Genomic DNA, 18,076 nt, shown 5'->3' on the forward strand with positions numbered 1-18,076 from the left:
TACGCGACAAGGGTCCTGATCGTGGGTCATTGAGTGGGAAGCGGGGCACCGGGCGCGAGCCGGGTGCCCCGCTTCCGTAGGCTTTCACCCATGCGCCGTGAGTGGCATCAGCTCAGTCACCCGGGGGTGGGCAACCCGGCCTTGCAGACGTCCCGCCCGTCCACCGACTCCGCCGAGGACGAAGCCCTCGGCCTCGACCGCTGGCGTGACCTGCCGCGCGTGCAGATGCCGCCCTGGCCGGACATGGCCGAGGTCGCCGAGGTCTGCAAGGTCCTCGACACCGTCCCGTCGATCGTCGCGCCCTACGAGGTCGACCAGCTGCGGCACCGGCTCGCCGAGGTCTGCGAGGGCCGCGCGTTCCTGTTGCAGGGCGGCGACTGCGCCGAGACGTTCGCCGACAACACCGAGAGCCACCTGCTCGCCAACGCGCGCACCCTGCTGCAGATGGCGGTGGTGCTGACCTACGGCGCGTCGATGCCGGTGGTCAAGGTGGCCCGGGTCGCCGGGCAGTACACCAAGCCCCGGTCCGCGCCGACCGACTCGCTGGGCCTGCCCGCCTACCGCGGCGACCTGATCAACTCGCTGGACGCGAACGAGGCGGCCCGCGTCGCCGACCCGCAGCGCATGATCCGGGCCTACGCCAACTCGGCGGCCGCGATGAACATGCTGCGCGCCTACCTGTCCGGCGGCCTCGCCGACCTGAACGGTCTGCACGACTGGAACAAGGACTTCGTCCGTGCCTCCCCGGCCGGCGAGCGCTACGAGGCGATCGCCCGCGAGATCGACCGCGCGCTCGACTTCATCCGCGCCTGCGGCATGACCGACAGCGAGGCGCTGCGTACGGTCAGCCTCTACTGCTCGCACGAGGCCCTCGCGCTGGAGTACGACCGGGCGCTCACCCGGGTCTCCGACGGCCGCGCCTACGGACTGTCCGGCCACTTCCTGTGGATCGGCGAGCGCACCCGCCAGCTCGACCACGCGCACATCGACTTCATCAGCCGGATCGCCAACCCGATCGGCGTCAAGCTCGGCCCCGGCACCTCCCCGGAGACCGCGCTCGAGCTGTGCGAGAAGCTGAACCCGGAGAACATCCCGGGCCGGCTCACCCTGATCAGCCGGATGGGCAACGGCAAGGTCCGCGACACCCTCCCGCCGATCGTGGAGAAGGTGCACGCCTCCGGCGCCAAGGTCGTCTGGCAGTGCGACCCGATGCACGGCAACACCCACGAGTCGTCGAACGGCTACAAGACCCGGCACTTCGACCGGGTCGTCGACGAGGTGCTCGGCTACTTCGAGGTGCACCGCGGCCTCGGCACCCACCCGGGCGGCATTCACATCGAGCTGACCGGCGAGGACGTCACCGAGTGCCTGGGCGGCGCGCAGGGCATCGAGGACCTCGACCTGCCGGACCGCTACGAGACCGCCTGCGACCCGCGGCTCAACACCCAGCAGAGCCTGGAGCTCGCGTTCCTGGTGGCGGAGATGCTCCGTGGCTGACCGGCTTGTCGCCGATTTGCGGTCGGACACGGTGACCCGGCCGACCGCCGGCATGCGCGAGGCGATGGCCACCGCGGACGTCGGCGACGACGTCTTCGGCGACGACCCCACGGTCAACGCGCTGGAGCAGCACGTCGCGACGCTCTTCGGGCACGAGGCGGCCCTGTTCGCCCCGTCCGGCACGATGGCCAACCAGATCGCCCTGCAACTCGTCGTCCCACCCGGTGGCGAGTTGCTGGCCGGCGCCGACGCCCACGTGCTCACCTACGAGCTGGGCGCGACCGCGGCGCTCGGCGGCATCTCGTCGCGGACCTGGTCGCCGGACGGCACCGATCTGGACGTCGACCGGATCGCCGCGATGATCCGCCCGGCCGGCTTCCCGTCGCTGCCCACCTCGGCGATCGCCGTCGAGCAGACCCACAACCTCGGCGGCGGCACCGTGGCGCCGCTGTCCGCGCTGCGCGACCTGCGCGCGGTCGCCGACGCGAACGGCCTGGCCCTGCACTGCGACGGTGCCCGGATCTGGCACGCGCACGTCGCCGACGGCGTCCCCCTCGCCGAGTACGGCGAACTCTTCGACACCCTGTCGGTGTGCCTCTCCAAGGGACTCGGCGCCCCGGTCGGCTCGGTGATCGTGGGCAACCGGGAGCGGATCGCCCGGGCCCGTGTCATCCGCAAGCGGATGGGCGGCGGGATGCGCCAGGTGGGCATCCTCGCGGCTGCCGGGCGGTACGCGCTGGACCACCACGTGCAGCGCCTCGCCGAGGACCACGACCGGGCCTGCCGGCTGGCCGAGGCGCTCGCGCCGTTCGGGGTGGTCGACCCGGAGCGGGTCCGGACGAACCTGGTGGTCCTGGACCTGTCCAAGACCTCTCTGGACGCGCCGGCACTGGCCGCCGAGGCGGCGCGCCGCGACGTGCTGATCGCCGCGATGCTGCCCACCAAGGCGCGGCTGGTCACCCACCTCGACCTCGGCGACGCCGCGGTGGACCGGGCCATCGAGGTGCTCTCGGAGCTGCTGGCGGGCTGAATCCGCCGTTCTGCTGGAGGCCGTGACGTGGCTGCCGATAGGTGGCTACGTTATGGCGAACACACTTACCGCCCGCAGGGCCACCACACTCGCCGCCGTCGCGGCCGTGGTCGCCGGTGCCGGAGCGGTGACCATCGCCTCGCCGGGCGCCGCGTACTCCGCGGCGGGCCACCGGCGTGTGACCCTGGCCGCCACCCCGACACCGACGCCCACCTCCCTCTCCACGGCTGCCGCGGCCGCAGTTCCGGTCCTCGCCAGTCTCACGCCGACCGCCGGCACCGTCGACGGCGGCGGGTACGTCACCATCCTCGGGTCCGGCTTCATCACCCAGGGCAGCTCGGACGTGCCGACCGTCTCGTTCGGTGACGTGCCGTCCGAGACGGTCCGGGTGCTGACCGACGCGAAACTGGTCGCCCAGGTGCCGGCTGGCACGGCCGGGACGGTCAAGGTCACGGTGTCCAATGCGGCGGGGAAGAGCATCAATCCCAATGCGACCTACGCGTACCGGTCGGCGCTGGGATTGACGTTCAACGACGTCACGGCCCGGCTCGCCGGCGGCACCGCGTTCACCGCCGAGGTCACCGGGGACACCGTCGGCAGCACCGCCAAGGCGTTCGCCGCTCTCAAGATCACTGTCAAGGTGGGTGGCGTCGCCGGCACGGTGACGTGGGTGGACGCCACCCACGTGAAGATCAACATCCCGGCGGCGGGCACGTCGGGCAGCGCGACCGTGCAACTCTTCCAGGACGGGTACGCCGGACCGGAATCCACCGCGAAGGTGCTCTACCCGGCCGTCGTCGGCGCCGTCGCCCCGGCCAAGGTCAGCACCGACGGCGGTGTCACCGTCAAGATCACCGGCCTGGGTTTCCTCGGGGTGGACACGACAGACCCGGCGTCGGTCACCTTCGGCGGTGACCCGGCGACCTCGTTCGAGGTGGTCTCCAACACGGTGATCACCGCCGTGACACCGGCCCGCGCGAACGGGACCGCCGCGGTCGCCGTGACCACGAAGGGCGGCACCAGCGCGGAGGCAACCGGGGCGAAGGTCGCCTACCGGTCGGCACTCACCCTGGACACGTCGGTCAGCGGCACCCAACTGCCGGCGGGCGGCGGGCCGTACCTGCTGACCATCAGCGGCGGGACACTGGGCGCGGACGTCAAGGCGTACGCCGCCGAGGCGGTCAGCGTGCAGATGGGCAAGACGAAACTGGGGGCGACCTACGTCGACCCCACCCACATGCGGGTCACGCTGCCGACGATCACCGCGGCCTCGGTGGACCTGACCGTCCTGCACGACACCATCGCCGGGACACCCACCACGTTCACCGTGGCGCCCGTCGTCACCGCCCTGTCGATCGCCGCGGACACCCTCGCCGGGGGCAAGAAGGTCGTGGTCAAGGTGGCCGGTGCGGAGGTCGCGGCGGCCACCGACTTCAAGTTCGGGGAGAACGCGGCCACCTGCACCTCCAGCGGCACCGGGACGGCGGTCGTCTTCACCTGTGTCGTCCCGCCGGCCACCCAGGCCGGGCCGGTGGCGGTCACCTTCACCTCGGGCACCGGCACGGCCAGCCGGTACACGGCCGCGGCGACCTTCAGCTACACCGACATCGACTGAGAGGCCATGGTGACTGCCATGCCGGTATTGACGCACGCTCGCCGGACGGCCGGGATCGCGGCCGCGGCCGCTCTGGCGGTGACGGCGGCCGGAGTCGCCCCGGTATCCGCCGCCTCGGCCGTCTCGGCTTCCGGGGTGTCGCGGGCAGCCGCCTCGGCCTCCGGGGTGTCGCGGGCAGCCGTCTCGGCCTCCGGAGTGTCGCGGGCAGCCGCCTCGGCTTCCGGAGTGTCGCGGGCAGCCGCTGAGAACACGTTGACCGCGGAGTTCGAGAGTGGCATCGCCGCCAAGGCGACCGGCGGCACGGTCATCCCGGTGACCGTCTCGGGCGGCACCGTCGGCGAGACCCGGCAGGCCTTCACCGCGATGAAGGTCACCGTGAAGATCGGCGGCCTGGCCGCGCAGACCACCTGGGTGGACGCGACCACCCTCAAGGTCGTCGCGCCGTCGACCACGAAGGCCACCTCGGCCACGATGATCATCTACGTGAACGGTGTGCCGGGGCCGGAGTCCAGCGCGACCGTCGGCTACGTGCCGGGCGTCTCCGGGGTCCTGCCGACCCGGATCAGCACCGCCGGCGGCACCACGATCACCATCGCCGGCGTAGGTTTCCTCGGCGTCGACGCCACCGACGCGTCCGCGGTCACCGTCGGCGGCACCCCGGCCACCTCGGTCACCGTCGTCTCCGCCACGAAGATCACCGCGGTGGCGCCGGCCGGCACCAACGGCAGCGCCGACGTGGTGGTGTCGTCCGCGGGCGGCGGGAGCCCGGTCATCACGGCGAGCAAGACCACGTACCGGGCGGCACTGACCATCGACACCACCGGCGGCGAACTGGTGGCCAAGGCGTCCGGCGGTCCGCTGGTCCTCACCGTCCTGGGCGGCTCGATCGGCACCGACGTCAAGACGTTCACCGCCGAACGGATCAGCGTCGCGATGGGCTCGAAGACCCTGGCGGCCGTCTTCGTCGACGAGACCCACCTCAAGGTGACCATGCCGGCCAGCACCGCGGAGACGGCGGACCTGGCGATCGTGCACGACACCGTCGCCGGGGAATCCACCCCGGTGACCCTGGCACCTGTCGTGACCAGCCTGTCGGTGAAGACCGACACGATCGCCGGCGGCAAGACCACGGTCGTCAAGGCGGCCGGCGCCGACCTGGCGAACGCCACCGACTTCAAGTTCGGGGAGAACGCGGCCACCTGTACGACCCTCGGCTCCGGGACGGCACTGACGTTCTCCTGCACGGTCCCGCCGGCCACCGCGGCCGGCCCGGTGTGGGTCAGCTTCACCGCAGGCAGTGGCCGGGCGAGCCGCTTCACCGCCGCGTCGACGTTCGCCTACACCGACAACTGACCGGCAACTGAGCGGCAACTGACCGAAATCTGAGCGGCAACTGAGCGGCAACTGAGCGGGGCCCGGACGGATGGCTCCGGTCAGGCACCCCAGCCGTCGCTCACGGTTCTCCCGCGACCGCAACCACCACCGGCGACGGCCCGGGTCCGCCGACCGTCGTCCAGGGTTGTCCTTGTCTCGTGGTTGGGCCGTGGTGGACGGCTGGGTCGGTTGAGCCGTCGTCCAGGGTTGTTTTTGCCTTGCAGGTGGGCCGTGGTGGACGGCTGGGTCGGTCGAGCCGTCGGCCACGGTTGTTTTTGTCTCGTGGTCGAGCCGTGGCGGACGGCCGGGTCGGCTGAGCCGTCGTCCAGGGCGGTTTGAGGCTTGCGGGGGACCGTGGTGGACGGCTGGGTTGGTCGAGCCGTCAGCCACGGTTGCACCGTCCCGTCGCGGGCGGGCTGCACCAGGCCTCCCGGCGCAACCGCCAGTGACGGCTGGCGCAGCCGCCAGTGACGGCCGGCGCAATCGCCAGTGACGGCTGGCGCAACCGCCAGCGACGGCCGGTGTCAGCTCGCGGGGGTGCCGTCGGCCGCCGTGCCGGGTGCCGGAGCGTCGCGCAGGCCCTTGAGCAGCGCGATGTCGGCGGCGTGGCCCTCGTGTTCCTTGGAGGGCGTCTCCACGATGATCGGGACGCCGGTCGTGGCGGGGTGGGCGAACAACTCCGCGAACGGTGCCGCACCGATCCGTCCCTGGCCGATCGTCTCGTGACGGTCGCGGGTCGAGCCGCACTCGTCCTTCGAGTCGTTGGCGTGGATCAGCTGGAGGCGCCCCGGACCGACCGCCGTGACCAGGGCGTCCAGAGTCTCGGTCATGCCGCCCGGGGTGGCCAGGTCGTGGCCGGCCGCCCACGCGTGGCAGGTGTCGAAGCAGACGCCCAGCCACGGGTGGCCGTCGACCGCCGCGAGGTATTCCTCCAGGTCCTGCACCTTGGAGGCGAGGCTGCGGCCGCCACCGGCGCTCGGTTCGACGAGCAGCCGGGGCAGGCCCTCGGCCTGGGCCTGGTCGAGCAGCGGCAGCAGGGCGCCGCGCAGCTGGTGGAGCGCCTTGGCGTCGTGCGACTCGTCGACGGAGCTGCCCGCGTGGTAGACGACCGCGGTCGCGCCGATCGCCTTGCCGCGTTCCAGCGCGTGGGCCAGTGTCGCCACCGAGCGCTCCACTGTCAGTTCGGTGGGGGAGCCCACGTTCACCAGCAGCGAGGCGTGGATGTACGCCGGAATGTCCCGCTCGCCGATGCCGTCGCGGAAGAGGACGTCCTGTTTGGGGTCGCCTGCCGGGAGTGCCCAGCCCCGCGAGTTGGAGACGTAGACCTGCAGCGTCTCCGAGCCCGCGGCGTCGACGTACGGGAGGGCGGCCTTGGCCAGCCCACCCGACGTCTTCGTGTGTGATCCGATCCGGCGGTCTAGAAGCACTGCAGCTGCACCGTGCTCTGCGGCTGGACCTGGGTGTTCGCGGGCGGGTTCTGTCCGCGTACGGTGCCGTTCTGGTTGAAGATGATCTGCACCTGAAGGTTCATCCCCTGCAGCGTGGCCTGTGCCTGCTGGCACGGCTGGTTGTTGAGGTCCGGGACGGTGACCAGCGGCGGGCCCTTGCTCACGTCGAGGGTGACCTCGGCGTTCTTCTCCGCGCCGGTGCCGGCCTTGGGCGACTGGCCGATGACGGTGTCGGCGGCCTCGTCGCTCTCCTTGTAGCGCTCGACCACGGTGAGGCCCTTGCTGGACAGCTCGGAGCGGGCCTCGTTGATGTTCTTGCCGGTGAGGTCCGGGATGGTGATCGGCGCCTTGCCCTTGCTGAGCACCACGGTCACCGTGTCGCCCGGCTTGACCTGGGTGCCGGAGGCCGGGTCGGTGGAGAGCACCACGCCTTCGGGGGCGGAGGCGTCGTACTGCCCCTTGCCCTCCTTGACCTTGAGGCCGAGCCCCTCGAGTTCGGCCTTGGCCGCGGCCAGTTCGATGCCGACCAGGTCGGGCACCGGGTGGATCTCCGGGCCGAGGGAGAGGCTCAGGGTGATCGTGTCGCCGCTGACGATCCTCTCGTCGGCGGCCGGGTTCTGGCTGACCACCGAGTCCTTGGGCACCGTGTCGCTGTAGACGCCGGTGCCGACCAGGACCTTGAAGCCCTCGGCGGCGGCGGACTGCTCGGCCTGCGCCTGCGACATGCTGACCAGGGACGGGGCGCTGCTGTAGCGGCCCAGCGTCACCCACCAGGTGCTGCCCAGGATGACCAGGGCCATCACCGCGATCAGCGAGACCATGGTGAGCCGGCGCCGGTCGGCGAAGAACCCGCCGGCCGGGGCCTCGGGCTCGGCGGCCCGGCGGTGCGGCGTGGTGCGGCCGCCCTGTTCGGGCAGGCGGGCCCAGGAGGGGCGGTGCGAGGCCTGGTAGTGGGTCCCGCCACCGGGGACCGGGGGCACGATCGCGGTCGCGTCCCGGGCCGGGATCATCGGCACCAGGCTGGTGGCGTCCGCCGCGTTGTGCCGCGGCGGGGGCGGGACCTGGCGCAGCAGCGCGGTCTCCACGTGGGCGGAGCCGAGGCTCTCGCGGACCGTCTGCACCTCGGAGAGCAGGCCGCCGGCGTCGGTGGGGCGTGCGCCGGGGTCCCGGCGGGTGGCCCGGGCGACCAGTTGGTCGAGCGCCGGGGGCAGGCCGGGCACGAACCGGGAGGGCGGCGGGACGTCGTTGTCGACGTGCTGCCAGGCCACCTCGATCGGTTCGGCGCCGTCGTAGGGCACCCGGCCGGTCAGCATCTCGAACAGCACGATGCCGGCCGAGTAGACGTCGGTGCGGGCGTCCGCCTGGCCGGTCTGCACCAGCTCCGGCGCGACGTATGCCACGGTCGCCATCAGCTGACCGGACTCGTCCACCGTGCTGGCCTCGATGGCCCGGGCCAGGCCGAAGTCGGCCACCTTGACCACCGCGTCGACCAGGTCGGCGGAGCCACCGCTGGGCGCCTCGGCGACCAGCACGTTCTCCGGCTTGACGTCGCGGTGCACCAGACCTGACCGGTGTGCGGCGGCGATCGCGGCGAGCATCTGCTCGAGGATCGCCAGCGCCTCCACCGGGTTCAGCCGCTGCCGCTGGCTGAGCAGGTCGCGCAGGGTGTGCCCCTTCACGAACTCCATTACCAGATAGGGCAGACCCTGGTGGCGTCCCTGGTCGTAGACCGCGACGACGTTCGGGTGGGTGAGCCGGGCGATCGTCTTGGCCTCGTCGGTGAAACGGTCGACGAAGTGGACGTTCGTGGCCTGCGACGGGTGAATGATCTTCAGCGCGACGGCGCGCTCGAGTCGCTCGTCGGTGGCCCGGTAGACGGTCGCCATGCCACCACGGGCGACGCGACCGGTGATCCGGTAGCGCCCGTCAATCGTTGTGCCGATCAACGTATCGGCGACTGTGGTGTCCATCGGCGTGAAGTGTATGTGTCTTTCCGGTGAGGGCAGACCAGGATGTCACAGCTGAGTCCAAACGGGTACCCGAACAGGTCGTGACCTGCACCGATTCGCCCCCCGACCGAGGGGCATTCCGTAATTATCCGGCTACTTCCCGATGTGCCCGGCGATGGCTGCCGTCCGGCCCGGGGGTGTCCGATGAGGTGTTCGGTCCGGGTTCGGCGGTCCGGGTCGGTGCGGTCGAAGGATCCGATTCCGGGTCCTCACTCGGTGTCGGTGACGCGGTGGCGGTCGGTGACGGACTGGCCGGAGTCGCCCGATGGGGTGAGGTCGGGGTCGGCACCGGGGGGATCCGGCACCCGCAGTCCTTCTCCTCGGGCCGGGCCGTGGGGGACCTCGTTGCGGGGGTCACTGTGGCGGAGGCCACAGTGGCCGGGCCGGTGGGCGAGGGCTCCGAGCCCGCGGCCCGGCCGGCGGCCACGGTCGCGGCGGCTCGTTCGCGCCGTGGCCCCGGCCCCATCCCGGCGACGCCGCCCCGGTCCGCGGGCCCCGTCGTGGTGATGGCCGGGGCCGCCGGCGCTGCCACCGTGGTGTTCGCGGCCGGCGTGGCGAAAAGGCGGGTCGCCGCGACGTGCGCGCCACCGGCCCCGGCCACCGCGAGCAGGCCGAACGTGGCCACCGCGACCATCCGGCGGGGCGGCCGGGCATCGGTCGTCCGGGGCGCCGGGACATCCATCAGGGAACCCGGGAAGGTGCTCATCCCGGTGGAGGTGACATCGAGCCCGGGCACCGCGGACACCGGTGGTTCCCGGCGCCGCCCGAGGTCGTACCCGATCGAGCGCCATGCGCCCGCGATCTCGCCACGGACCCGCTGCCACAGGCTCATCAACTGGTCTCCCCACTGGTCTGGCACGCTGTACGAGTGAGCGAACCCGTAACCGGCCCGACCGGATGGATCACCCTGCCGGACGTGTCCGAGAAGCTCGGCCTGTCGATCAGCAAGGTGCACCAGATGATCCGCGACGGCGACCTGATCGCCGTCAGGCGCGACGGCATCCGGCTCGTGCCCGAGGACCTGGTGGCGAACGACACGGTGCTCAAGCACCTGCCGGGCGTTCTCACCGTGCTGCACGACGCCGGGTTCAACGACGAAGAGGTCGTCGGGTGGCTGTACGCCCCGGACGAGACCCTCGGTGGCAACGCGGCGAAAGCCCTCGGTGGCGACCTGGCCCGTGAGGTGAAGCGCCGCGCCCAGGCGGTCGGTTTCTAGACCGACCGTCGGGTCGCGGCCGCCGCGAGCCCCTTCAGCACGGTGCGGGCCTCGTCCTCCAACGGGGCCCGTTCCAGCACGTCCAGCGCCTCGGTGCTGAGCGTGTCGATGCGCTGCTCGGTGGCGGCCAGGGCGCCGCTGTCCCGGATGATGGCGCGCAACCGCTCCACCCCGGCGTCGTCGAGCCCCTGGTCACCGAGGCCGGCGTCGAGCTCGTCGCGGGCGGTGTCGTCGAGTGCGGCGAACGCGGACGCCACCAGATAGGTCCGCTTGCCCTCGCGCAGGTCGTCGCCGGCCGGTTTGCCGGTCTGCGCCGGGTCGCCGAAGATGCCCAGCACGTCGTCGCGCAGCTGGAAGGCCTCGCCCAGCGGCAGGCCGAACCCGCTGTACGCCTCGACCACCGCGGTGCCCGCCCCGGCCAGCGCCGCACCCAGCAGCAGTGGGCGTTCCACGGTGTATTTCGCCGACTTGTACCGGGCGACCTTCCCGGCCCGTTCCACCGAGGTGTCCCCGGTCGCCTGGGTCAGCACGTCGAGGTACTGCCCGAGGGTCACCTCGGTGCGCATGTCGTCGAAGACCGGCCGGGCCCGGGCCAGGTCCGGGAACGGCATCCCGGAGCGGTGGAGCATGTCGTCCGACCAGACCAGGGTCAGGTCGCCGAGCAGCACCGCCGCGGCGTCACCGAACGCGGCCGCCCCGCCCCGCCAGCCCTGCGCGGTGTGCCGGGCCTCGAACCGCCGGTGCACCGAGGGCTCGCCGCGCCGGGTGTCCGAACGGTCCATCAGGTCGTCGTGGATCAGGGCGCTGGCCTGCACGAACTCCAGCGCCGACACGGCCGCCACGATCTCGTCGGAGTCGAGGCCGCCGGCCGCCCGGTACCCCCAGTACGCGAACGCCGGCCGCAGCCGTTTGCCGCCGCCCAGCACGAAGTCCGTCACGGTCTCGGCCACGTCGCCGAGCGCCGGGTCGATGTCCAGCAGCAGGCTCTGCTTGCTGGAGAGGTAACCGGCGAGGGCCTTGTCGACGCGGGACCGCAGTCCGGCCACCTCGAGCGGAGAAGTCGTCACGACATGACGCTATCTGGTGCGGCCTGCTGTGTTTCGACCAGATCGTCAGGTCGCACCGCCCGGTACAGTGCTGATGTGTCTCTCGGACTCCCCTCCCGGCTGCCGGGCACCCCGTCGATCGGCTCGCTGATCCGCGCGGACGCGCCGACCTTCTCGTTCGAGTTCTTCCCGCCCAAGACACCGGCCGGTGAGCGTCTGCTGTGGCAGGCCATCCGGGAGCTGGAGTCGCTGGGCCCCAGCTTCGTCTCGATCACGTACGGGGCCGGCGGCACCACCCGGGACACCACGGTGGCCGTCACCGAGCGGGTCGCCACCGAGACCACCCTGCTGCCGATGGCGCACCTGACCGCGGTGAACCACTCGGTCGCCGAGCTGCGCAACGTCATCGGCCGGCTGGCCGGCGCCGGGATCCGCAACGTGCTGGCGGTCCGTGGTGACCCGCCCGGTGACCCGTCCGGCGAGTGGGTGCGGCACCCCGACGGCGTGCTGTACGCGGAGGACCTGGTCCGCCTGCTGAAGGAGTCCGGCGACTTCAGCGTCGGGGTGGCCGCCTTCCCCTACAAGCATCCGCGGTCGGCCGATGTGGAGGGCGACACCCGTAACTTCATCCGCAAGTGCCGGGCCGGCGCCGACTTCGCGATTACCCAGATGGTCTTCGACGCGGACGACTATCTGCGGCTACGGGACCGGGTGGCGGCGGCCGGCTGTGACACACCGATCGTGCCCGGGGTGATGCCGGTGACCCGGATGGCGACGATCGAGCGGTCGGCGCAGTTGTCCGGAGCGCCGTTCCCGCCCGCGCTGCTGCGCCGGTTCGAGCAGGTGGCCGACGACGAGGAGGCCATCCGGCAGCTCGGTGTGCAGACCTGCGTGGAGATGTGTGCGCGGCTGCTCGACGAGGGTGTGCCGGGCATCCACTTCATCACGCTGAATCGGTCGACCGCGACCCGTGAGGTGTGGCAGCAGCTGGCGCCCGCGGAGATCGCGGTGCCGAGCGGGCGGTGACCTGGGACGAGTACTGCGCTGCGTGGTCCGGGCTGCACGGCGGCTTCGATCCGCGCCGTGCTTCTCCTCTTGTCCGAGGCTGGGTGCTTTTAGCGTACAAAATCGGATTTTTTCTAACTGAAAAGCGAGTGAAGCCGATAGCGGTGACCCTCGCCGGGGTGATTCTCTGCCTGGCCGTGCCGCTCGCGGCGCTGGCCGGGCGGCCGGGGTACGCCGCAGGCGCGCTGCTGGTGCTGCTGGCGTCGATGGCCGACGGGCTGGACGGTGCGGTCGCGGTGATCTCCAACCGGGTCACGCTGACCGGTTTCGTCTATGACTCGGTGGCCGACCGGATCGGCGAGGCGGCCTGGCTCGCGGCGTTCTGGGCGATCGGCGCACCGGGCTGGCTGGTGGTCGTCGCGGGTGCGCTGAGCTGGCTGCACGAGTACATCCGGGCCCGCGCGACGGCCGCCGGGATGCCGGACATCGGCGTGGTGACGGTGGGGGAGCGCCCGGCCCGGGTCTCGATCGCGGTCACCGCGTTACTGCTCAGCGCGCTGTGGCCGATCCTGATCATTCCGGCCGTGGCCGTGTGGATCCTGCTCCAGATGATCGGTCTCGGACAGCTGACGTTCGCTGTCCGCAAAGCCCTGCGCTGATCTTTATTCGGTTGTCCGCGGTCGATGCCGCGCCTATTTTCATTTCTGACGGCAGCCGGTCTGAGCTGCGGTGATCGACTGTGGAAAAGGCGCGGAGGTGACGAACAATGAGCGTGGTCCTGGTGCTGAACGCCGACTGTGGACCGTTGCAGCGGGTCAGCCTCCGGCACGCGATCCGGATGCTGTTCCGTCAGGTGGCGGTGGTGCACGAGGCGCGGCCCGACGCGACCATCGGTGTCTATCCGATCCCGACCGTGGTGCGCCTGGTCAGCTACGTGGTGACCCGCTGGCGGCACGGCCGTGGGCCGTCCTGGTCCCGGGCCGGTGTGCTGGCCCGCGACCACGGCGTCTGCGCTTACTGCGGTAAGGCCGCGTCCACGATCGATCATGTGCTGCCGCGTTCGCGGGGCGGTCGCAACGAATGGTCCAACACCGTCGCGGCCTGCCACTCCTGCAACAACCGCAAGCGGGACCGGACGCCCGCCGAGGCCCGGATGCCGCTGCGGACCATCCCGTCCGCACCCACCTGGGGCTCCCTCGCCGGATAGTCCGGTCCGGGATCATCCGGGGATAAGCTTGTTTCATGGCTGCTCCCGTACGAACCCAGCTGGACATCAGCCGCCTGCTCACCGAGGCGGGCACCGTGCTGTCCAACCGGCTCGCCGCTGCGCTCGCCGAGGTCGACCTGACCCCGCGGGCGCAGTGCGTGCTGATCCACGCGCTGGAGGAGGAGCGGACCCAGATCCAGCTCGCGGCCCTGGCCGGCCTGGACAAGACGACCATGGTGGGCACCGTCGACGACCTGGAGCGCCGTGGTCTGGCCGAGCGCCGTCCGTCGGCCACCGACCGGCGGGCGCGGATCATCGCGGTCACCGAGCCGGGGCGGGCGGCGGCCGAGGAGGGTCAGCGGATCGTCGACCGGGTGCACGAGGAGGTGCTGGCCGACGTCGAGCCGGCCCGTCGTGAGGTGTTCCTCGACCTGCTGATCGGTCTGGCGTCGGCCGAGCCGGTCCCGGGACCGAAGGCGATCAGGCGTCCGCGCGGCCGCTGAAAGTCGTTCGCAAGCGGATAGTTCGGAACCGGACTATCTGTTACGGTAGGACTCATGAGTCCTACCGATACTCGCCGTGGCTCCACTCTGGCCGTGCTCTGCGCGGTCTCGCTGATGGTCGTCCTGGACAGCACCATCGTCGCGGTGGCGATCCCGGCCATCCAGGTCGATCTCGGGTTCTCCCCGGCCGGTGTGGCCTGGGTGGTCAACGCCTACCTGGTGGCCTTCGCCGGTCTGCTCCTGCTCGCCGGGCGCCTCGGTGACCTGCTCGGCGCCGGCCGGGTCTTCCTGACCGGGCTGGGCGTCTTCACCGCGGCCAGTCTGCTCTGCGGCCTCGCGCCGACCGCCGGACTGCTGATCGCCGGGCGGTTCGTGCAGGGTGCCGGCGGGGCGCTCGCCTCCGCCGTCGTCCTCGGCATGATCGTGCGGCTCTACCCGGAACCCGGCCCGCAGGCGCGCGCCATGGGGATCTACAGCTTCACCCAGGCCGGCGGCGCCGCGATCGGCTTCGTGGTCGGCGGCGTGCTCACCGACACCGCGGGCTGGCCGGCCATCTTCCTGATCAACGCGCCGATCGGGGTGGCCGCCTTCCTGGTCGGCCGCCGGATCCTGCCGCGTGACACCGGCATCGGCATCGGCCGGGACCTGGACGTCGCCGGCGCGCTGTCGATCACCGCCGGTCTGTCGGCGGGTGTCTTCGCGATCGTCGAGGGGCGCCCGGCGGTCGGGGCCGTCGCCCTTCTGTTGATCATTCTTTTCCTGGTACGCCAGAAGTACGCTCGCACTCCACTGGCGCCCCTCCGGCTGCTCCGCCGCCCGCGGCTGCTCGCCGCCAACGCGGCCGTCCTGCTGATCCTGGCGGCCGGCATGGGCTTCCAGTTCGTGAACACCCTCTTCCTTCAAAAGATCATGGGGTACGACGCGCTGCGCACCGGAGCGGCGTTCCTCCCCACCCCGATCGTGATCGGGGCCGTCTCGCTGTTCCTGGCCGCGCGGCTCACCGCCCGTTTCGGTCCGCGACCGGTCCTGATCAGTGGTCTGGCGCTGCTCGCCGCCGGCCTGCTGCTGCTCTCCCGAATGCCGGCCGACCCGTCGTACCTGATGGACCTGCTGCCCGGACTGCTCGTGATGGGGCTCGGCATCGGCGTCACCGTTCCGGCGATCATGATGCTGGCGATGGCCGGATCCTCCGACGAGGACACCGGACTGGTCTCCGGGGTCACCAACACCGCGCAACAGGCCGGCGCGGCGCTCGGGCTCGCGGTGCTGGCCGCGGTCGCCGCCGGTGTCTCCGAGTCCCGGCTGGCGGCGGGGGTGGCCGAGCGGGCCGCCCTGCACGACGGGTACAGCCTGGCGTTCCTGGTGGGCGCCGGTTTCGTCCTCGGCGCCCTGGTGATAGTGCTGACCGCCCCCTCGCCGGCCAGAGTGGTGACTTCCGGCGTCGTGGCCGGCTGAACTCACCACGCTTGCGGGGTTGTGTGGTGAGTTCGGGTGTTGTGGCCGGCTGAAGTCGCCACGCTGGCGGGGGTGTGTGGTGAGTTAGGTTGACCGGCGTGGCGGATCTCGGGGAGCTTCGGTCGATCGTGATCCGCCGTGCCCGGCTCGACGCCGCCGAACTGGAGTCGATCGACCGGGCCCGCCGGGACGGTGCCACCTGGTCGGAGATCGCCGAGGCGCTCGGGCTGGCCAGCCGGCAGGCCGCCGAACAGCGGCGGCTACGGCTGGCCCGGTCCGCCGAACGGGACTCCCGGCCGGACCGGGAGCGCCTCGACCGGGGTTACGGGGCGCGTGTGGCCGGGCTGCGCCGCCGGGTCGTCGAGGTGAACCGGCGGATCGGCGCGGACCGCCGCTGGGACGGCAGGTTCCCCCGGGCGGAACTGGTCCGCGAGACGCTGGCGGCGGCCCCGGACGCGCCGGCGGGAGCACTCCACGACCTGGTCGAGGCGGTGCTGTCGGATGTGGCGGCGCCGGAGGTGCCACGGTTCCCGGCCCCGCTGCAGGCGTCCTGGGACGGGCTGCGGGAGTCGTTCACCGAACTTTGATCAGTGCGGCGTACTCGACGATGTGGCGCGGGTCGGTGGTGGCGCAACCCACGTAACCGTCCGGGCGGACCAGGAGCAGGCACTCCTCGCGTACCCCGGCAAGGGTGTCGAGAGCGAGATGACGCACCTGGACCGACCCGGGCAGGGTGGGCATCCCGCCGGTCCAGCCGACCGCGAGCAGCGTGGCGTGCGGGCCGCGCAACACGTCGAAGAGACGGCGGCCGTCGTCGAGGACCGCGTCCGGCATCCGGTCGCCGGCCCGCAGCTCGCCCGGATCGGCCCGGTGCTCGGCGGCGAGCGGACCGCCGCGGTAGTTCAGGGACAGCTGGCGCAGCGCCGGATCGTCGCGGCGCATCGCCGCCTCGGCACCCTCCTCGACCTGTCGCCGGTGCAGGCGGCTGCTGATGCCGAGCACGCCCGCCGCCACCGGCAGGCGCTCCGCCTCGTAGGTGTCGAGCAGCGCGTCGTCCCCGGTCGCGAGCTTCCAGCCCAGGTTGTAGGCGTCCTGCACGCCGGTGTTGAGGCCCTGCCCGCCGGCCGGGGAGTGCACGTGCGCCGCGTCGCCGGCCAGGAAGACGTTGCCGGACCGGTACCGGGACACCATCCGGATGTTGGCCCGGAACTCGGTCGTCCAGCCCACGTCGGTGATCGTGATCGACGGGTCGAAGTCCGCCACCAGTTCGGCGAGCGGACGGTCCGTCGGCGGGGTGGTCAGCTGGAACCGGTCGGTGCCGGGCAGCGGGCACAGGCCGAGACCCATCGACCGGCCGTCCGCGCCGGGCCAGACGTGCCAGTGCTCCCGGTCCAGGCCGGTGACCAGCACGTCCGCGATGAGCAGGCGCTCCTCCTCGAAGGTCTCGCCTTCGAAGCCGATGCCGAGCGCCTTGCGGACCGTGCTGCGCCCACCGTCGGCGCCGACGATCCAGCGGGCCTCGACCACCTCGCCGGTGTCGAGCGTGACCGAGTCCTGGGTGACGGCGGTGACGCCGACGCCGTACTCCACCGGGATGCCGTCGGCGAGCAGCTCGCCGGTGCGCCACTGCGGGACCATCAGCGTGTTCGGCCAGGGCGCCTCGGCGGTGGGCTCGTGCGGCTCGTCCAGGCGCCAGTCCCGGGTGCCGCCGCCGGGCAGGTGGGCGCGCATCGGCGGATAGGGGGAGCCGGCCGTCAGGAACCGGTCCAGCAGCCCGAGGTCGTCGAGCACCTCCAGGGTGCGCGGCTGCAGCCCTTTGCCGCGGGAGCCCTCGAACGGGTGCGGCGACTTCTCCACGATCCGGTACGGCACCCGGTAGCGGTCGAGCTGGCGGGCCAGGGTGAGCCCGGTCGGCCCGGCGCCGACAATTACGGTGAATCCTAATTCAGTGAACATGGATTCACCATAGGGTGGTTGGTAACCTCCGTCAAGGTCAGGAGGTGGCGATGGCGGTGACAGGCGCACGCAGACAGGCGGCGGCACAGACCGAGGCGGAACTCAAGGCGGCCGCGATCCGGGTGTTCGCGCGGGTGGGATACCTCAACACGAAGATCACCGACATCACCGCGGAGGCGGGACGGGCGACCGGGTCGTTCTACAAGCACTTCGCCAGCAAGGAGAGACTGCTCGAAGCGCTCCTCGCCGACCTGCTCGCCGAAGGTGACGTGAGCGCCGGCCTGCCCGGCCACAACGGCGACTTCCGCGACCGGTCGGCGGTCCGCTGGCACGTGGCGCTGTTCTGGGGTTTCTACCGCCGCAACCGGGCGGTGATGACCGCGCTGAGCCAGGCCGCCATCGTCGACGAGGAGTTCGCCCGGCGCAGCCGCGAGATGCTGGAGCCGGACCTGCACCACATCGCCGGCCATCTGGTCGGCCTGGACGTCCCCGGCGATCCGATGACGGCCGCGTCGCTGTTCAGCGCGACGCTGTCCGGGTATGCGGCGGCCTACTTCGCCGGCCCTGCCGAGCTGTCCGAGGAGGCGGCCATCGAGGCCCTCACCTCATTCCTGCACGCGGGCCTGGGCGGCCGGTCCGCGTAGCCCGGCCTGGCCCTCTGGCGCGGATACCAGCTCACCCTGGGATGCCCGGCCCTCGCCGCTGACTCGTTGGC

The 18,076-nt window shown here is 71.8% G+C and carries 17 protein-coding genes; 12 read left to right on the plus strand and 5 right to left on the minus strand.

Features of this window, described 5'->3' with window-relative positions:
* Positions 1 to 90: 90 nt before the first annotated feature.
* From QSK32_RS10890 to QSK32_RS10905, 4 genes are read left to right on the plus strand one after another with little or no spacing between them, the layout of a single operon-like run.
* Entirely contained in the window at positions 91 to 1,497 is a 1,407-nt protein-coding gene (locus QSK32_RS10890) for a class II 3-deoxy-7-phosphoheptulonate synthase (protein ID WP_045748154.1), read from the plus strand.
* Positions 1,490 to 2,527 (plus strand): threonine aldolase family protein, encoded by a 1,038-nt coding sequence (locus tag QSK32_RS10895; RefSeq protein WP_285471802.1) that lies wholly within the window; start codon positions 1,490 to 1,492, stop codon positions 2,525 to 2,527. Before QSK32_RS10890 ends, QSK32_RS10895 begins: the two co-directional genes overlap by 8 nt.
* A 52-nt stretch (positions 2,528 to 2,579) precedes the next feature.
* The gene (locus QSK32_RS10900; RefSeq protein ID WP_285471803.1) at positions 2,580 to 4,142 is read left to right on the plus strand and encodes an IPT/TIG domain-containing protein; all 1,563 of its coding nucleotides are present in this window, start codon (positions 2,580 to 2,582) and stop codon (positions 4,140 to 4,142) included.
* An 18-nt stretch (positions 4,143 to 4,160) separates the two neighbouring features.
* Positions 4,161 to 5,495 carry an IPT/TIG domain-containing protein gene (locus QSK32_RS10905; protein ID WP_157411598.1) on the plus strand — a complete coding sequence of 445 codons (1,335 nt, stop codon included), beginning with the start codon at positions 4,161 to 4,163 and terminating at the stop codon, positions 5,493 to 5,495.
* Positions 5,496 to 6,040: 545 nt separating this feature from the next.
* On the opposite strand, the gene QSK32_RS10910 is transcribed toward QSK32_RS10905, so the two are convergent.
* The 3 genes from QSK32_RS10910 to QSK32_RS10920 all read right to left on the minus strand — a co-directional run bounded on the left by QSK32_RS10910 (position 6,041) and on the right by QSK32_RS10920 (position 9,805).
* The gene (locus QSK32_RS10910) at positions 6,041 to 6,943 is read right to left on the minus strand and encodes a deoxyribonuclease IV (RefSeq protein ID WP_211275518.1); all 903 of its coding nucleotides are present in this window, start codon (positions 6,941 to 6,943) and stop codon (positions 6,041 to 6,043) included.
* Positions 6,934 to 8,934, minus strand: a complete 2,001-nt coding sequence (gene pknB / locus QSK32_RS10915; protein WP_045745936.1) for a Stk1 family PASTA domain-containing Ser/Thr kinase — start codon at positions 8,932 to 8,934, stop codon at positions 6,934 to 6,936. Before pknB ends, QSK32_RS10910 begins: the two co-directional genes overlap by 10 nt.
* A 124-nt stretch (positions 8,935 to 9,058) precedes the next feature.
* Entirely contained in the window at positions 9,059 to 9,805 is a 747-nt protein-coding gene (locus tag QSK32_RS10920; RefSeq protein ID WP_285471804.1) for a hypothetical protein, read from the minus strand.
* A 36-nt stretch (positions 9,806 to 9,841) separates the two neighbouring features.
* Here QSK32_RS10920 and QSK32_RS10925 point away from each other — a divergent pair, with 36 nt between their 5' ends.
* Positions 9,842 to 10,189 carry an Rv2175c family DNA-binding protein gene (locus QSK32_RS10925; protein WP_211275519.1) on the plus strand — a complete coding sequence of 116 codons (348 nt, stop codon included), beginning with the start codon at positions 9,842 to 9,844 and terminating at the stop codon, positions 10,187 to 10,189.
* Here the strand turns inward: QSK32_RS10925 and QSK32_RS10930 are convergent.
* Positions 10,186 to 11,256 carry a polyprenyl synthetase family protein gene (locus QSK32_RS10930; RefSeq protein WP_285471805.1) on the minus strand — a complete coding sequence of 357 codons (1,071 nt, stop codon included), beginning with the start codon at positions 11,254 to 11,256 and terminating at the stop codon, positions 10,186 to 10,188. The two genes, QSK32_RS10925 and QSK32_RS10930, sit on opposite strands and share 4 nt — an antisense overlap.
* Positions 11,257 to 11,331: 75 nt before the next feature.
* Here QSK32_RS10930 and metF point away from each other — a divergent pair, with 75 nt between their 5' ends.
* The 6 genes from metF (at position 11,332) to QSK32_RS10960 (ending at position 15,992) form a co-directional block, all read left to right on the plus strand.
* Entirely contained in the window at positions 11,332 to 12,261 is a 930-nt protein-coding gene (gene metF / locus QSK32_RS10935; protein WP_045745938.1) for a methylenetetrahydrofolate reductase [NAD(P)H], read from the plus strand.
* On the plus strand, positions 12,258 to 12,899 hold the full coding sequence (locus QSK32_RS10940) for a CDP-alcohol phosphatidyltransferase family protein (protein WP_285471806.1): 642 nt from the start codon (positions 12,258 to 12,260) through the stop codon (positions 12,897 to 12,899). The genes metF and QSK32_RS10940 overlap by 4 nt, the downstream gene beginning before the upstream one ends.
* A gap of 107 nt (positions 12,900 to 13,006) precedes the next feature.
* Positions 13,007 to 13,447, plus strand: coding sequence for an HNH endonuclease (locus QSK32_RS10945; RefSeq protein WP_285471807.1), 441 nt, complete (start codon positions 13,007 to 13,009; stop codon positions 13,445 to 13,447).
* A gap of 35 nt (positions 13,448 to 13,482) precedes the next feature.
* Entirely contained in the window at positions 13,483 to 13,950 is a 468-nt protein-coding gene (locus QSK32_RS10950) for a MarR family winged helix-turn-helix transcriptional regulator (RefSeq protein ID WP_045745941.1), read from the plus strand.
* Positions 13,951 to 14,004: 54 nt separating this feature from the next.
* Entirely contained in the window at positions 14,005 to 15,405 is a 1,401-nt protein-coding gene (locus tag QSK32_RS10955; protein ID WP_285471808.1) for an MFS transporter, read from the plus strand.
* A 98-nt stretch (positions 15,406 to 15,503) separates the two neighbouring features.
* The gene (locus QSK32_RS10960) at positions 15,504 to 15,992 is read left to right on the plus strand and encodes a hypothetical protein (RefSeq protein WP_083449425.1); all 489 of its coding nucleotides are present in this window, start codon (positions 15,504 to 15,506) and stop codon (positions 15,990 to 15,992) included.
* Here the strand turns inward: QSK32_RS10960 and QSK32_RS10965 are convergent.
* Positions 15,979 to 17,361 carry an FAD-dependent monooxygenase gene (locus QSK32_RS10965; protein ID WP_285471809.1) on the minus strand — a complete coding sequence of 461 codons (1,383 nt, stop codon included), beginning with the start codon at positions 17,359 to 17,361 and terminating at the stop codon, positions 15,979 to 15,981. The genes QSK32_RS10960 and QSK32_RS10965 overlap by 14 nt on opposite strands.
* Positions 17,362 to 17,411: 50 nt before the next feature.
* On the opposite strand from QSK32_RS10965, the gene QSK32_RS10970 reads away from it, so the two are divergent.
* Positions 17,412 to 18,005, plus strand: a complete 594-nt coding sequence (locus QSK32_RS10970) for a TetR/AcrR family transcriptional regulator (RefSeq protein WP_285471810.1) — start codon at positions 17,412 to 17,414, stop codon at positions 18,003 to 18,005.
* Positions 18,006 to 18,076: the final 71 nt, after the last annotated feature.

Origin of the sequence: Actinoplanes sp. NBRC 101535, assembly GCF_030269225.1 — a bacterium.
Lineage (GTDB): Bacteria > Actinomycetota > Actinomycetes > Mycobacteriales > Micromonosporaceae > Actinoplanes > Actinoplanes rectilineatus.

Coding starts and splice junctions, on each gene's coding strand:
- QSK32_RS10950 (WP_045745941.1), top strand. CDS start 13,483: ATGGCTGCTCCCGTACGAACCCAGCTGGACATCAGCCGCCTGCTCACC.
- QSK32_RS10890 (WP_045748154.1), top strand. CDS start 91: ATGCGCCGTGAGTGGCATCAGCTCAGTCACCCGGGGGTGGGCAACCCG.
- pknB (WP_045745936.1), bottom strand. CDS start 8,934: ATGGACACCACAGTCGCCGATACGTTGATCGGCACAACGATTGACGGG.
- QSK32_RS10905 (WP_157411598.1), top strand. CDS start 4,161: ATGCCGGTATTGACGCACGCTCGCCGGACGGCCGGGATCGCGGCCGCG.
- QSK32_RS10955 (WP_285471808.1), top strand. CDS start 14,005: ATGAGTCCTACCGATACTCGCCGTGGCTCCACTCTGGCCGTGCTCTGC.
- QSK32_RS10920 (WP_285471804.1), bottom strand. CDS start 9,805: ATGAGCCTGTGGCAGCGGGTCCGTGGCGAGATCGCGGGCGCATGGCGC.
- QSK32_RS10945 (WP_285471807.1), top strand. CDS start 13,007: ATGAGCGTGGTCCTGGTGCTGAACGCCGACTGTGGACCGTTGCAGCGG.
- QSK32_RS10970 (WP_285471810.1), top strand. CDS start 17,412: ATGGCGGTGACAGGCGCACGCAGACAGGCGGCGGCACAGACCGAGGCG.
- QSK32_RS10900 (WP_285471803.1), top strand. CDS start 2,580: ATGGCGAACACACTTACCGCCCGCAGGGCCACCACACTCGCCGCCGTC.
- QSK32_RS10965 (WP_285471809.1), bottom strand. CDS start 17,361: ATGTTCACTGAATTAGGATTCACCGTAATTGTCGGCGCCGGGCCGACC.